Here is a 14874-nt window from a genome sequence, read left to right on the forward strand (position 1 = left end):
TCCGGCCTTCCGATTCCGGTTTCCCGGCGGCCCCCCCTACCCACCGGCACGGCGACCCAGGCGACCCTACGACAACTTCCGTCGCGCAGACACCCGTTCGTGCCCGATTTTCGGCAATTGACCTTATCGGTTTGCTGTCGCTCGCCGCTCGGGCGTCTTCGGCCTCGCTTCGACGTCGCTTCGACCTCGCTTCGACCTCCGCGAGAATCCCGGAGATGTCCGTCTCCGTCACGCATACTGGCGGCCGATGATCGCCGGGTGTACGAACCCGATCAAAGGACGTCACAGGGGGATGACTTGCCCTTCACACTCAGCCATGCCGCCGCCGTACTGCCCGCCCTGCGCGGGGACGGTTCCGGACGCGGACCACTGGTGCCGTCGGTGCTCGTCGCCGGTTCGTTCGCGCCCGACCTGACCTACTACGCGGCGAGTGTGCTGCCCGGGGCCATGGAGTTCGGCGATGTCACGCACTCGTTCGCCGGGGTCTTCACCGTCGACGCCCTCCTCGCCTGGGCGTTGGTGGGGCTGTGGCTGGTGCTGCGCGAACCGCTCGTCGCGCTGCTGCCGAGAGGGCGGCAGACGCGGGTGGCGGCGCTGGTGCGCTGCGGGAGGGGTGTACGGCCGGTTGGTCCGTCCCTTCTCCTGTGGTGGTACGTCTCCGCCGTGCTCGGGGCGCTCACCCATGTCGTCTGGGACGCGTTCACGCATCTCGACCGGTGGGGGATGCGGCTGTTCCCCGTCCTCGGTGAGGAGATCGCGGGCTCGCCCCTGTACTGGTATCTGCAGTACGGCGGCTCGGCGGTCGCGGCCGTCGTCATCGCCGTGTTCGTCGTCCTCGCGCTGCGGCGACAGCGGCCGCCGGCGGAAGGGGCCACGGGGGTGCCGGTGCTGTCCTCCGCCGACCGGTGGGTGGCGGGGCTCGTCATCGGGGGATGCGCGGCGCTCGCGGCCGCGCATCGGGTGGCCCGCTGGTGGGCGTACTGGGGGGCCGTCGCCAAGCCGTACGAGGTGATCCCGACCCTGTGCTTCGGGGCGGGCGCCGGGCTGGTGGTCGGGGTGGTGCTCTACGGCGTGGGCGTCAGGGTGTGGCGCCCGGCTCCCGCCACGACGCTCCGTGTCGAGGCGGCGGACAGTTCCGTGCGCCGGTGAAGGAGGGGCGGCGGCGTGCGACGGTGCGGCTGGGGATGCGACGGGTGGCCGCGCCGGGGGCGTACGGCGGTACGTGGCCCAGCAGGGCCGGGAGCGGGTGGGTGAGGGCCCAGGGGAGGCGGGACCTCGCGCGGTTGAGGTGGACCTGAGCGCGTCTGAGGCCGGCGTGCGCCCTTCTGACGCGGGTGTGCACCCAGGGGAGGCGGACCTCCGTCCAGGGGCGGCGGCTGGCAGCTGTCGCGGTACGGCGGCGGAGCGTGCGTATGCCCATGCGGGCATCCTGTCGCCGCCGGTCCGCCGGGGGCGCCTTGGTGAGGGCCAAGTGGGTGACGGCGATGGGCAGGGGCGCAGGTCGGCGGGGAGGGGTTCGGCCTGGTGGGGAGGGGTCGGCACGGCGGGGCCGGTGGGATGGGCGGCGTGTGCTGGAGGCCGCCCAGGGCGCAGGTCGGTTCGGCACCACCGGGCGCCGCCGTAAGGGTTGCTCGCCGTCGCGGCGGAGTGTCATTGGACGGGGTAATGAGGGTGAGCGGCTGATCAGTGTGGAGGGCTGAATCGGGATGAGCCGCTCATCGGCGGCGGGGGGCCTTGGGGTGGGCCCGCTGCCTTGCGGGGGCGGGCCCACTGGTTGTTCGGGTGCGGTGGCTGTCGGGGCTAGTGGGCTGCTGATTCCCAGTCCGGGCCGTCGCCGATGGAGACGCCCAGGGGGACGCTGAGGTGGACGGCGTCGGCCATTTCCCGGCGGACCAGGGCTTTGGCTTCGGCACGCTCGCCGGGGGCGATCTCCAGGACGATTTCGTCGTGGACCTGAAGGAGCATCCGGGAGGTGAGGCCCGCGCTGTCGAGGGCGCGGCCGACGTTGAGCATGGCGATCTTGACGATGTCGGCGGCGGTGCCCTGGATGGGGGCGTTGAGGGCCATGCGCTCGGCGGCCTCGCGACGCTGGCGGTTGTCGCTGTTGAGGTCGGGGAGATAGCGGCGGCGTCCGAAGAGCGTCGCCGTGTAGCCGGTGGCACGCGCCTCGTTCACGACCCGGTGGAGGTAGTCCCGTACGCCTCCGTAGCGCTCGAAGTAGGCGTCCATCAGGGTGCGCGCCTCGCCGGCGTCGATGTTCAGCTGCTGGGAGAGGCCGAACGCCGACAGGCCGTAGGCGAGGCCGTACGACATCGCCTTGATCTTGCGGCGCATCTCGGCGTCGACCGCGTCGGGCGCGACGCCGAAGACCTGGGCGGCGGCCGTGGTGTGCAGGTCCTCGCCCGAGGTGAACGCCTCGATGAGGCCCTCGTCCTCGGAGAGGTGGGCCATCACACGCAGTTCGATCTGGCTGTAGTCGGCCGTCATGAGGGATTCGAAGCCCTCGCCGACGACGAAGCCGCGGCGGATGGCCCGGCCCTCGTCGGTGCGGACCGGGATGTTCTGCAGGTTCGGGTCGACGGAGGAGAGGCGGCCGGTGGCGGCGACCGTCTGGTTGAACGTGGTGTGGATACGGCCGTCGGCGGCGATCGTCTTGATCAGGCCCTCGACGGTGACGCGGAGCTTGGCCTGCTCGCGGTGGCGGAGCATGATGACCGGCAGTTCGTTCTCGGTCTGGGTCGCCAGCCAGGCCAGGGCGTCCGCGTCCGTGGTGTAGCCGGTCTTCGTGCGCTTGGTCTTCGGCAGGCCCAGTTCGCCGAAGAGGACCTCCTGGAGCTGCTTGGGCGAGCCCAGGTTGAACTCGTGCCCGGCCGCCGCGTGCGCCTCCTTCACCGCCTGCTGCACAGCGCCCGCGAACATCTGTTCCATGGCCTCCAGGTGGGCCCTGTCCGCCGCGATGCCGTGCCGCTCCATACGGGCGAGGAGCGCGGAGGTGGGCAGCTCCACATCGCGCAGGAGGCCGGCGGCGCCCACTTCCTTCAGGCGCTCCTCGAAGGCCTCGCCGAGGTCGAGGATCGCGCGGGCCTGCACCATGAGGGCTTCCGCCTCGGCGCCCTCGTCCGCGCCGAACGCCAGCTGTCCGTCGGCGGTGGCGGCCGGGGCCAGCTCGCGGCCCAGGTACTCCAGGGACAGCGCGTCCAGGTCGAAGGAGCGGCGGCCCGGCTTGACGAGGTAGGCGGCGAGCGCGGTGTCCATGGAGACGCCGTCGACGCTCCAGCCGTGCTCGGCGAAGACCCGCATCGCGCCCTTGGCGTTGTGGAACACCTTCGGCTTCGCGGTGTCGGCGAGCCAGGCCGCCCACGCGGTCTCGTCCGCCTCGTCCAGCTGCGTCGGGTCGAACCAGGCCGCCGCTCCCCCGGCCGCGGCGAGCGCGATCTCCGCGACCGAGCCCGAGCCGAGCGCCCAGGCGTCGACCGTGGCCACGCCGAGGGCGGCCGTGCCGTGCTCGGTGAGCCAGGGGGCCAGCTCGCCGGAGCCGAGCACCGTGCCGTCCACCTCGACGCCCTCGGCCGGTGGCTGCGCCGCGTCGGCCTCCTCGGCGCCCGGGTCGACGGCCAGCAGACGCTCACGCAGCGACGGGTTGCGGATCTCCAGGGTGTCCAGGACCATCGCCACGGCCTTGCGGTCGTACGCGGCGCGCTCCAAGTCGGCGACCCCCTTGGGCAGTTCGACCGTGCGGACCATCTCCGTGAGACGACGGTTGAGCTTGACGGCCTCCAGGTGGTCGCGGAGGTTCTGACCAGCCTTGCCCTTGACCTCCTCGACGCGCTCGACCAACTCCGCGAACGAACCGAACTGGTTGATCCACTTCGCGGCCGTCTTCTCACCGACGCCGGGGATGCCGGGGAGGTTGTCCGACGGGTCGCCGCGCAGGGCCGCGAAGTCCGGGTACTGGGCCGGAGTGAGGCCGTACTTCTCGAACACCTTCTCCGGGGTGAACCGGGTCAGCTCCGAGACGCCCTTCGTCGGGTACAGCACCGTGGTGTGCTCGGAGACCAGCTGGAAGGAGTCCCGGTCGCCGGTGACGATGAGGACCTCGAAGCCGTCGGCCTCGGCCTGGGTGGCGAGGGTGGCGATGATGTCGTCGGCCTCGTAGCCGTCGACGGCGAAGCGGACCGCGTGCATCGCGTCCAGCAGCTCGCCGATCAGCTCGACCTGGCCCTTGAACTCGTCCGGGGTCTTCGAGCGGTTCGCCTTGTACTCGGTGAACTCCTCGGAGCGCCAGGTCTTGCGGGAGACGTCGAAGGCGACCGCGAAGTGTGTGGGCGCCTCGTCGCGCAGCGTGTTCGCCAGCATCGACGCGAAGCCGTAGATCGCGTTGGTCGGCTGGCCCGTCGCGGTCGTGAAGTTCTCCGCGGGCAGCGCGAAGAACGCGCGGTAGGCCAGCGAGTGCCCGTCCATGAGCATGAGCCGGGGACGCGCGCCGCCAGGGGTGTTCTCGGTCTTCTTCGATGCTGTCTCTGCCACGACCCCGATCCTGCCACGGACCACTGACACTCGGGCCCCGGGTACCAGACGCCCACCGCCGGGAGCAGCGGGCGGAGGGTCCTCCTTCTTGATCGCCAGGACCTCGTTCTTGATCGTTCCCGCTCTCGATCGTTGTCGGCGGCGCGTGGGAGGATCGGAGATGTAACTCATGCCCGATGCACTGTTCGCGAGTGGGGAGCGGGGATGGCCGGCAAGGCACCCAAGACTGATCCGGTTCAGGACGCGCCGCAGGTCGCGGAGCCACAGCACGCGGCGGCGGGGCTTCCCGCCATCGGGCACACCTTGCGGATGGCGCAACAGCAGATGGGTGTCAGGCGGACCGCGCTGACGCTGCTGCGGGTCAACCAGAAGGACGGCTTCGACTGCCCGGGCTGCGCCTGGCCCGAGCCCGATCACCGGCATGCCGCGGAGTTCTGCGAGAACGGCGCCAAGGCCGTCGCCGAGGAGGCGACGCTGCGCCGGGTCACCCCGGAGTTCTTCGCCGCCCACACCGTCGCCGATCTCGCCACACGCAGTGGTTACTGGCTCGGGCAGCAGGGGCGGCTCACCCACCCCGTGTATCTCCCCGAAGGGGGCGACCAGTACGAGCCGGTGTCCTGGGAGCGGGCCTTCGACATCGTCGCCGAGGAACTGCACGCGCTCGACTCCCCCGACGAGGCCCTCTTCTACACCTCGGGCCGCACCAGCAACGAGGCCGCGTTCCTGTACCAGTTGTTCGCCCGCGAGTTCGGTACGAACAACCTGCCGGACTGCTCCAACATGTGCCACGAGTCATCGGGCTCGGCGCTCTCCGAGACGATCGGCATCGGCAAGGGCAGCGTCCTGCTGGAGGACCTCTACAAGGCCGACCTGATCATCGTCGCCGGGCAGAACCCGGGGACGAACCACCCTCGAATGCTCTCCGCGCTGGAGAAGGCCAAGGCGGGCGGCGCGAGGATCATCACGGTCAATCCGCTGCCCGAGGCGGGACTGGAGCGGTTCAAGAACCCGCAGACCCCGCAGGGCATGCTCAAGGGCGCCGCCCTCACCGATCTGTTCCTGCAGATCCGCATCGGCGGCGACCAGGCCCTGCTCCGTCTCCTCAACAAGCTGATCCTGGCTGAGCACGAAAGCGCCTCCGGCGCGGGGTCCGGCGCCGTGGACGAGGCGTTCGTCCGTGAACACACCCACGGGTTCGAGGAGTTCGCCGAGGCCGCCCGTGCCGCCGACTGGGACGAGACGCTCGCCGCGACCGGTCTCACCCGGGAGCGGATCGAGGAAGCGCTGCGCATGGTCCTCGCCTCGAAGCGGACCATCGTCTGCTGGGCCATGGGCCTCACCCAGCACAAGCACGCGGTGCCCACCATCCGCGAGGTGGTCAACTTCCTTCTGCTGCGCGGCAACATCGGCCGCCCCGGCGCCGGTGTGTGCCCGGTGCGCGGCCACTCGAACGTGCAGGGCGACCGCACCATGGGCATCTTCGAGCGGCCCGCCCCGGCCTTCCTGGACGCCCTGGAGAAGGAGTTCGGCTTCGCGCCTCCCCGGGGGCACGGCTATGACGTCGTACGGGCCATCCGGGCCATGCGCGACGACAAGGCGAAGGTGTTCTTCGCCATGGGCGGCAACTTCGTGTCGGCGTCCCCCGACACGGAGGTCACGGAGGCCGCCATGCGCGGGGCCCGCCTCACCGTGCATGTGTCGACGAAGCTGAACCGCTCGCACGCCGTCACGGGCGCGCGTGCCCTGATCCTGCCCACGCTGGGCCGCACCGAGCGCGATCTGCAGGACGGTGGCGAGCAGTTCGTGACCGTCGAGGACTCCATGGGCATGGTCCACGCCTCACGCGGCCGTCTGGAACCCGCGAGCGGGCAACTGCTGTCCGAGCCGGCGATCGTGTGCCGCCTCGCCCGTCGCGTCCTCGGGGAGGACAGCCGCACACCGTGGGAGGAGTTCGAGAAGGACTACGCGACGATCCGCGACCGCATCGCGCGCGTGGTGCCCGGTTTCCACGACTTCAACGCGCGCGTGTCCGACCCTTCCGGCTTCGCCCTCCCGCACGCCCCGCGCGACGAGCGCCGCTTCCCCACCGCCACCGGCAAGGCCAACTTCACCGCCGCCCCCGTCGAGTACCCCGAGCTGCCCGAGGGCCGGCTGCTGCTGCAGACCCTGCGCTCGCACGACCAGTACAACACCACCATCTACGGCCTGGACGACCGCTACCGGGGCATCAGGAACGGCCGCCGGGTCGTCCTGGTGAACCCCGAGGACGCCGCCGCCCTGCGTATCGCCGACGGGTCGTACGTCGATCTCGTGGGCGAGTGGAAGGACGGCGTCGAACGGCGCGCTCCCGGTTTCCGGGTCGTGCACTACCCGACGGCCCGCGGCTGCGCGGCCGCCTACTACCCCGAGACGAATGTCCTGGTGCCCCTGGACGCCACCGCCGATACGAGCAACACCCCGGCCAGCAAGTCCGTCGTGGTCCGTCTGGAACAATCGTCCACCGACTGAGCGTTCGCTCAGGAGAGTGACAAGCGACGGATGACAGATGACAACTGCCCGATAGCAGATGCCAGATAACGGATGTCAGACAACGGATGCCGGATAACGGATAACGGATGTCAGATATCAGACATCAGCTAACAGATATCAATAGTTGTCATCTGTCGACCGGCCGACGACGAACGGAGCCCCCATGGGCGAGCAGCACCACGTGAAGTTCCCGCAAGAGGTCATAGACGAGTACGCCGCACTCGGCATCGACCTGGTCGCGATGTTCTCCGCGGGGCACCTGGGCACCCGTATGGGCGTCGAGATCGTGGAGGCCTCGGCCGACCGCGTCGTCGGCACCATGCCCGTCGAGGGCAACACCCAGCCGTACGGACTGCTGCACGGCGGCGCGTCCGCCGTGCTCGCCGAGACGCTGGGCTCGGTCGGCTCCATGCTGCACGCCGGCAGCTCCAAGATCGCCGTCGGTGTCGACCTCAACTGCACCCACCACCGGGGCGTACGCTCCGGGCTCGTCACCGGCGTCGCCACACCCCTGCACCGGGGCCGCACCACGGCGACGTACGAGGTCGTCGTCAGCGACGAGGCGGGCAAGCGGGTGTGCACGGCCCGGCTGACCTGCCTGCTGCGCGCTGTGACACCGACCGACGCACAGCGGGCGACAGCGGGCTGACAAGGCCGACGGGCAGGCTCTAGCGTCAAGACATGGGGACGCACAGAGCGTTGGGGCGGGGGTCCGCGCTCGGGCCGGTGCTGCTGGCCGGTGCGCTGCTCACCGGATGCGGGCAGCCGGACGGGTCGGCCGGGACACGGGCGACCATATCGCCCCCCGCCTCGCCGTCGGCCACACCGCCCGAGGAGTTGTGTACGAAACTCGTGGCGCACTGGTCGCGCGAGGTGCTGTACGGCGACACCTACGGGGACTACCAGTCGATGGGGCTGTCCAACGGGCAGTACGACATCCTGCGCGAGGTCGTCGACGCCGCCCGGGCCGAGGAGAGACGGCAGGGCCCGGACGCGGCGGAGCGGCTGATCGACACCCGGGCGCGCGAAGGCTGCGCGAAGTGGTACCGCGACGGCGGGCCCGGCGACAGGCCCTGGCGATGAGCGGCGTCGGCCCCGTGGAACCGGGCGAGGGCACGCGCGCGCGGGAGGTCCACGAGCCGGACGGCCAGGCCCCGCCACCGCCCCCCGCCGGACGCCTGGCACTCACGTACACCCGGCACCGCCGTACCGCCCTCGTGGTGACGGCCGGTCTCGTCGCCCTCGCCGGGGGCGGCTATCTGTACGCCACCCGGCCCGAGCCGACGCCACCACCCCTCGCGCCCTACCCCTCCCAGGCCGTCGGCGTTCTCTACCTGGGACCGGTGACCACGAGCCCGGACGCCGGGAACAGGACATTCGTCTTCGAGATGGAACTGAAAGTGCGCCTGGGCCCTCCGGTCACCGTGGAGCGGATGCGCCAGCCGTATGCCGGGATCTCGCTGACCACGGACCCGAGCGCCCCGTTCCGGACCGGGCGGGACGACTCGCGCAAGATCGTTGTCACCATGCGCGTCACGGAATGCGGGAAAGCGCCGGAGAACGCCGGACTGCCTTTCCTGGACGTAACTCTACGTAATACACGCGCAATGGAAGAGCACAGTTTCATCCTGGGCGATCGCTATGCCCACGACCTCTCCAGCGCCCTCCAGGTCGCCTGCGGCAACGATTCCACGTCATCACCAAAAACGTGAACACTCCTGAACAGACCCCCGCCGATCCTGCGCGTTCTCACCATGCGGACAGGGCGAATCGGCCAGAATTCCGCGCATCCACCCTCTGAGTACCGCTCTGCATTACCTCGTGTCATAACAAGAGCGTCACAGCCTTGGTCAGACTCTCCTACACGTTCCCCACACACGCTTAGAGTCACGCCCAGTCACCGCGCCACCGGAATCGAAGTCGACACCTCTTCGGCCCAGCGCGACCCGGCCGCTTCCAAACAGGAAGGGCCGTGCCAGGGAAAGGACTCATCGTGCGTCAACGTTCGCTCATAGCCATCACCGCCGCGCTGGCGGCGGGAGCACTCACACTCACCGCCTGCGGCTCGCGCGACGAGGGCAACAGCGGCTCGGACGCGGGCAGCGGCACCACCGTCGTCATCGGCGTCGACGCCCCGCTCACCGGTGACCTCTCCGCCATGGGCCTGGGCATCAAGAACTCCGCCGACCTCGCGGTGAAGACGGCCAACAAGGAGAAGTACGTCGAAGGCATCACCTTCAAGATCGAAGCCCTCGACGACCAGGCCCAGCCCTCCTCCGGCCAGCAGAACGCCGCCACCTTCGTCGCCAACGACGACGTCCTCGGTGTCGTCGGCCCGCTGAACTCCTCCGTCGCCGAATCCATGCAGAAGGTCTTCGACGACGCCAAGCTCGTCGAGGTCTCCCCCGCCAACACCGGCCCCACCCTCACCCAGGGCGCCAAGTGGGAGACCGAGAAGGTCCGCCCCTACAAGTCGTACTTCCGCACCGCGACCACGGACGCCATCCAGGGCCCGTTCGCCGCGCAGTACCTCTACAACGACGCCAAGAAGAAGAAGGTCTTCGTCATCGACGACAAGAAGACCTACGGCGCGGGCCTCGCCGGCACCTTCACCAAGGAATTCGAAAAGCTCGGCGGCGAAGTCGTCGGCACCGAACACATCGACCCCGAGACCAAGGACTTCTCCGCGGTCGCCACCAAGGTCAAGTCCTCCGGCGCCGACGTCGTCTACTACGGCGGCGAATACCCCCAGGCCGGCCCCCTCACCAAGCAGATCAAGGCCGCGGGCGCCAACATCCCCGTCGCCGGCGGCGACGGCATCAACAACCCCGCCTACATGGACCTCGGCGGCAGCGCCGCCACCGGCGACTTCTCCACCTCCGTCGGCGCCCCCGTCGAGGAACTCGCCTCCGCCAAGGACTTCGTCGCCAACTACAAGGCCGAAGGCTACAAGGAGCCCTACGCGGCCTACGGCGGCTACTCCTACGACTCCGCCTGGGCCATCATCGAAGCCGTCAAGAAGGTCGTCGAGGACAACGACGGCAAGCTCCCCGACGACGCCCGCGCGAAGATCACCGAAGCCATGCAGAACGTCTCCTTCGACGGCGTGACCGGCAAGGTCTCCTTCGACGAATACGGCGACACGACCAACAAGCAGCTCACCGTCTACAAGGTCGAAGGCGGCGAGTGGAAGGCGGTCAAGTCCGGCACCTACACCGGCTGAACCAACCCGCACACACATGAGCCGCGCGGGGCGCTGCACCACCAAGCGCCCCGCGCGGACTCACATCCGGTCACATTCGTCGAACATCCGAAAAACTCGGAGGACATGCGGTGAACGAACTGCCGCAGCAGCTGGTCAACGGCCTGCTACTAGGATCAATGTACGGGCTGGTCGCCATCGGCTACACGATGGTCTATGGCATCGTCCAGCTCATCAACTTCGCCCACGGTGAAATCTTCATGCTGGGCGGCTTCGGGGCCATCACGGTCTACCTGTACGTACTGCCCGACGGCACCACCATGTGGGTCGCACTCCCCCTCATGCTCATCGGCGGCATCATCGTCGCCGTCCTCGCAGCCGTAGGCGCCGAAAGACTCGCCTACCGCCCCCTGCGCAGCGCACCACGCCTGGCACCCCTCATCACCGCCATCGGCCTCTCCCTCGCGCTCCAGCAAGCCGTCTGGGCCTGGTACCCCGACGCCAAGGAATCCGTCAACTTCCCCCAGATCGACGGCGGACCCTTCGAAATCGGCAACGTCACCATCCAGACCGGCGACATCTTCCTGCTCATCGCCGCCCCCATCAGCATGGCGATCCTCGCCTACTTCGTCATGAAGACCCGCACCGGCCGCGGCATGCAGGCCACCGCCCAGGACCCCGACACCGCCAAGCTCATGGGCATCAACACCGACCGCATCATCGTGATCGCGTTCGCCCTCGGCGCCGCCTTCGCCGCCGTCGGAGCCGTCGCCTACGGCCTCAAATACGGCCAAGTCCAATTCCGCATGGGCTTCATCCTCGGCCTCAAGGCCTTCACCGCCGCCGTCCTCGGCGGCATCGGCAACATCTACGGCGCCATGCTCGGCGGCGTCGTCCTCGGCCTCGCCGAAGCCCTCTCCACCGCCTACATCGCCGACATCCCCGGCATGGAACAGTTCGGCAGCCAGTCCTGGGCCAACGTCTGGGCGTTCGTACTCCTCATCCTCGTACTCCTGTTCAGGCCACAAGGCCTGCTCGGCGAGCGCGTGGCGGACAGGGCGTGACACCGATGACCACACAAACCACCGCGACCACGGGCACCACCAAGCCCACCACCCCCCGAGGCCTCGTCGCCCTCCCCGAAAACACCGGCCGCGCCCTCGCCACCGGCGGCGGCGCCCTCGCCGTCATCTCCACCTTCCTCTCCTGGACCTGGACCGCCGCCTTCCCCGGCAACCTCACCGTCTACGGCTACCCCGGCGGCCTCCAAGTCCTCGTCCTCATCGGCGGCGCCCTCACCGCACTCTTCGGCCTCGCCTCCTACGGCATCACACCCCTGCGCTGGCTCATCCCCGCAGGCGCCGACAGCGCCATCAAACTCGCCGCACTCGGCACCTTCGTCACCGCCTGGTACACGATCCTCGCGATCAGCGTCGAACTCGGCGGACTCGTCAACCTCGAACCCGGCGGCTACGTCGCGGCCATCGCCACCCTCACCGCCCTCCTCGGCGCACTCGCCCTACCGTTCGAACGACCGCAACCCGAACTCGCCGACCCCGAGGACACCCCCTGGGAAGAGTTCACCCTCAGCGCCCGCAACAGCTGGTCCATCGTCAAAGCCTGCTTCGCCACCGGCAACCCCGGCCCGGCACCCAAGCTCCCCGCCTACGCCGAAATCCTCATCATCGTCGCCGCGATGGCCCTCGGCCTGACCGTCTTCACCTACGGCATCGGCACCGAATACGACGAACTCTTCGTCGGCTTCCTCATCACCGCGGGCTTCGGCTTCGCAGCCGTCGCCAAAGCCGGCCTCGTCAACCGCATCTCCGCGATCACAGCCAAACACCGCAACGTCACCATGATCGGCGCATTCGTCGCCGCCGCCGCATTCCCCTTCACCCAGACCAACGACCAATACGCGACCATCGGCGTCTACATCCTCATCTTCGCCACCGTCGCCCTCGGCCTCAACATCGTCGTCGGCCTCGCCGGCCTCCTCGACCTCGGATACGTCGCCTTCCTCGGCGTCGGCGCCTACACCGCAGCCATGGTCTCCGGCTCCCCCTCCTCCCCCTTCGACGTCCACCTCCCCTTCTGGGCCTCCGCCATCCTCGGCGCCGTCGTCGCCATGATCTTCGGCGTCATCATCGGCGCACCCACCCTCCGACTCCGCGGCGACTACCTCGCCATCGTCACCCTCGGCTTCGGAGAGATCTTCCGCCTCGCCGTCCTCAACATGGACGGCACCTCCGGCCCCGACATCACCAACGGCTCCAACGGCATCTCCTCCATCCCCAACCTCAACATCCTCGGGTTCGACTTCGGCGCCGAACACACCATCGCCGGCTTCACCATCGCCCGGTTCGCCAACTACTTCTTCCTGATGCTCCTCATCACGCTCGTCGTCGTAGTGGTCTTCCGACGCAGCAGCGACTCCCGCATCGGCCGCGCCTGGATCGCCATCCGCGAAGACGAGACAGCCGCACTCGCCATGGGCATCAACGGCTTCCGCGTCAAACTCATCGCCTTCGCCCTCGGCGCCGCCCTCGCCGGCCTCGCCGGCACCGTGCAGGCACACGTGACCTACACCGTCACCCCCGAGCAGTACCAGTTCGCCCACGTCGTCCCACCGAACTCGGCATTCCTCCTCGCAGCCGTCGTCCTCGGCGGCATGGGCACCATCAGCGGCCCCCTCGTCGGCGCCGCACTGCTCTACCTCATCCCCGCCAAGCTCCAGTTCCTCGGCGACCTCCAACTCTTCGCCTTCGGCCTCGCCCTCGTACTCCTCATGCGCTTCCGCCCAGAAGGCCTCATCCCCAACCGGCGACGCCAACTCGAATTCCACGAAGAAGCCGAAGCACCCACAGTCCTCAGCAAGGCAGGGGCCTGACCCATGACCACCGACACCACCACCAAGGACACCACCGGCGCCACCACACCCGGCGAAACCGTCCTCGACGCCCGAGGCGTCACCATGCGCTTCGGCGGCCTCACCGCCGTACGCAACGTCAACCTCACCGTCAACAGCGGCGAGATCGTCGGCCTCATCGGCCCCAACGGCGCCGGCAAAACCACCTTCTTCAACTGCCTCACCGGCCTCTACATCCCCACCGAAGGCGAAGTCCGCTACAAAGGCCAAGTCCTACCGCCCAAATCCTTCAAGGTCACGGCCGCCGGCATCGCCCGCACCTTCCAGAACATCCGACTGTTCGCCAACATGACGGTCCTGGAAAACGTGCTCGTCGGCCGCCACACGCGGACCAAGGAAGGCCTCTGGTCAGCGTTGCTGCGCGGCCCCGGCTTCCACAAGGCCGAGGCCGCGTCTCGCGAACGCGCCATGGAACTCCTGGAATTCGTCGGCCTCGCCGAGAAAGCCGAACACCTCGCCAGGAACCTGCCCTACGGTGAGCAACGCAAGCTGGAGATCGCGCGCGCCCTGGCGAGCGAACCCGGTCTCCTGCTGCTCGACGAACCAACGGCCGGCATGAACCCCCAGGAGACGAGGGCCACCGAAGAACTCGTCTTCGCCATCCGCGACAAGGGCATCGCCGTCCTCGTCATCGAGCACGACATGCGGTTCATCTTCAACCTCTGCGACCGCGTCGCCGTCCTCGTCCAAGGCGAAAAACTCGTCGAAGGCGACAGCGCCACCGTCCAAGGCGACGAACGCGTCGTCGCCGCCTACCTCGGCGAACCCTTCGAAGACGCCCCCGGCAAGGAGGAAATCGCGGAAGTCGAAGCCGCCGAAGCACACGCCGAGGCCCCCACCGACGCCGCGCCCGGCAAGGAGAACGACCGATGACCGCACTACTCGAAGTCGAAAACCTCCGGGTCGCCTACGGCAAGATCGAAGCCGTCAAAGGCATCTCCTTCAAAGTCAACGCCGGCGAAGTCGTCACCCTCATCGGCACCAACGGAGCCGGTAAGACCACAACTCTGCGCACCCTGTCGGGTCTGTTGAAGCCCGCTGGCGGCCAGATCAAGTTCAACGGCAAATCGCTGAAGAAAGTCCCCGCACACAACATCGTCTCGCTGGGACTCGCCCACTCCCCCGAAGGGCGCCACATCTTCCCCCGCATGACCATCGAGGACAACCTCCGCCTCGGCGCCTTCCTCCGCAGCGACAAACCCGGCATCGAAAAGGACATCCAACGCGCCTACGACCTCTTCCCCATCCTGGGCGAACGCAGGAAGCAGGCCGCAGGCACACTGTCCGGCGGTGAACAGCAGATGCTCGCCATGGGCCGGGCGCTCATGTCCCAGCCGAAGCTCCTCATGCTCGACGAGCCCTCCATGGGCCTCTCGCCGATCATGATGCAGAAGATCATGGCCACCATCGCCGAACTCAAAGCCCAGGGCACCACCATCCTGCTCGTCGAGCAGAACGCCCAAGCCGCCCTCTCCCTCGCCGACCAAGGCCACGTCATGGAAGTCGGCAACATCGTCCTCTCCGGCACCGGCTCCGACCTGCTGACCGACGAATCGGTCCGCAAGGCGTACCTCGGCGAGGACTGACGTCCAACACGGCACCACATACGTATACGGCGAGGCCCGCGCGCCCGAGCGGGGGGGGGGGGGCCGCGGGCGGATACGTAGTGGCCCGGCGCGGGGAGCGC

The 14874-nt window shown here is 68.7% G+C and carries 11 protein-coding genes; 10 read left to right on the top strand and 1 reads right to left on the bottom strand.

The annotated features are described in order from the left end of the window. Positions 1-297: 297 nt before the first annotated feature. Positions 298-1149, top strand: coding sequence for a DUF4184 family protein (locus ACWD4G_RS17155; RefSeq protein WP_451294073.1), 852 nt, complete (start codon positions 298-300; stop codon positions 1147-1149). 651 nt (positions 1150-1800) lie between these two features. Here ACWD4G_RS17155 and polA read toward each other — a convergent pair. Next, a complete protein-coding gene (gene polA / locus ACWD4G_RS17160; protein ID WP_451294075.1) occupies positions 1801-4527 on the bottom strand; it encodes a DNA polymerase I in 2727 nt (908 codons plus the stop codon). A gap of 204 nt (positions 4528-4731) precedes the next feature. Between polA and ACWD4G_RS17165 the strand changes: the two genes are divergently transcribed. The 9 genes from ACWD4G_RS17165 to ACWD4G_RS17205 all read left to right on the top strand — a co-directional run bounded on the left by ACWD4G_RS17165 (position 4732) and on the right by ACWD4G_RS17205 (position 14773). Then, positions 4732-7035, top strand: coding sequence for an FdhF/YdeP family oxidoreductase (locus ACWD4G_RS17165; protein WP_451294077.1), 2304 nt, complete (start codon positions 4732-4734; stop codon positions 7033-7035). 184 nt (positions 7036-7219) lie between these two features. Further along, positions 7220-7705 carry a hotdog fold thioesterase gene (locus ACWD4G_RS17170; protein ID WP_451294079.1) on the top strand — a complete coding sequence of 162 codons (486 nt, stop codon included), beginning with the start codon at positions 7220-7222 and terminating at the stop codon, positions 7703-7705. A gap of 32 nt (positions 7706-7737) precedes the next feature. Next, positions 7738-8139 (top strand): hypothetical protein, encoded by a 402-nt coding sequence (locus tag ACWD4G_RS17175; RefSeq protein ID WP_451294081.1) that lies wholly within the window; start codon positions 7738-7740, stop codon positions 8137-8139. After that, a complete protein-coding gene (locus tag ACWD4G_RS17180; RefSeq protein ID WP_451294083.1) occupies positions 8136-8768 on the top strand; it encodes a Tat pathway signal sequence domain protein in 633 nt (210 codons plus the stop codon). Before ACWD4G_RS17175 ends, ACWD4G_RS17180 begins: the two co-directional genes overlap by 4 nt. Before the next feature lie 281 nt (positions 8769-9049). Further along, a complete protein-coding gene (locus ACWD4G_RS17185; RefSeq protein ID WP_451294085.1) occupies positions 9050-10279 on the top strand; it encodes a branched-chain amino acid ABC transporter substrate-binding protein in 1230 nt (409 codons plus the stop codon). A 110-nt stretch (positions 10280-10389) separates the two neighbouring features. Then, entirely contained in the window at positions 10390-11322 is a 933-nt protein-coding gene (locus tag ACWD4G_RS17190) for a branched-chain amino acid ABC transporter permease (protein WP_451294087.1), read from the top strand. A gap of 5 nt (positions 11323-11327) precedes the next feature. Then, on the top strand, positions 11328-13148 hold the full coding sequence (locus tag ACWD4G_RS17195) for a branched-chain amino acid ABC transporter permease (RefSeq protein ID WP_451294089.1): 1821 nt from the start codon (positions 11328-11330) through the stop codon (positions 13146-13148). 3 nt (positions 13149-13151) lie between these two features. Beyond that, positions 13152-14060, top strand: coding sequence for an ABC transporter ATP-binding protein (locus ACWD4G_RS17200; RefSeq protein WP_451294091.1), 909 nt, complete (start codon positions 13152-13154; stop codon positions 14058-14060). After that, positions 14057-14773: an ABC transporter ATP-binding protein gene (locus ACWD4G_RS17205; RefSeq protein WP_451294093.1), complete on the top strand. Its 717-nt coding sequence runs from the start codon at positions 14057-14059 to the stop codon at positions 14771-14773. The genes ACWD4G_RS17200 and ACWD4G_RS17205 overlap by 4 nt, the downstream gene beginning before the upstream one ends. Positions 14774-14874 lie beyond the last annotated feature (101 nt).

Source organism: Streptomyces sp. NPDC002643 (assembly GCF_053592555.1).

Coding starts and splice junctions, on each gene's coding strand:
- ACWD4G_RS17165 (WP_451294077.1), top strand. CDS start 4,732: ATGGCCGGCAAGGCACCCAAGACTGATCCGGTTCAGGACGCGCCGCAG.
- ACWD4G_RS17170 (WP_451294079.1), top strand. CDS start 7,220: ATGGGCGAGCAGCACCACGTGAAGTTCCCGCAAGAGGTCATAGACGAG.
- ACWD4G_RS17175 (WP_451294081.1), top strand. CDS start 7,738: ATGGGGACGCACAGAGCGTTGGGGCGGGGGTCCGCGCTCGGGCCGGTG.
- ACWD4G_RS17180 (WP_451294083.1), top strand. CDS start 8,136: ATGAGCGGCGTCGGCCCCGTGGAACCGGGCGAGGGCACGCGCGCGCGG.
- ACWD4G_RS17195 (WP_451294089.1), top strand. CDS start 11,328: ATGACCACACAAACCACCGCGACCACGGGCACCACCAAGCCCACCACC.
- ACWD4G_RS17200 (WP_451294091.1), top strand. CDS start 13,152: ATGACCACCGACACCACCACCAAGGACACCACCGGCGCCACCACACCC.
- ACWD4G_RS17205 (WP_451294093.1), top strand. CDS start 14,057: ATGACCGCACTACTCGAAGTCGAAAACCTCCGGGTCGCCTACGGCAAG.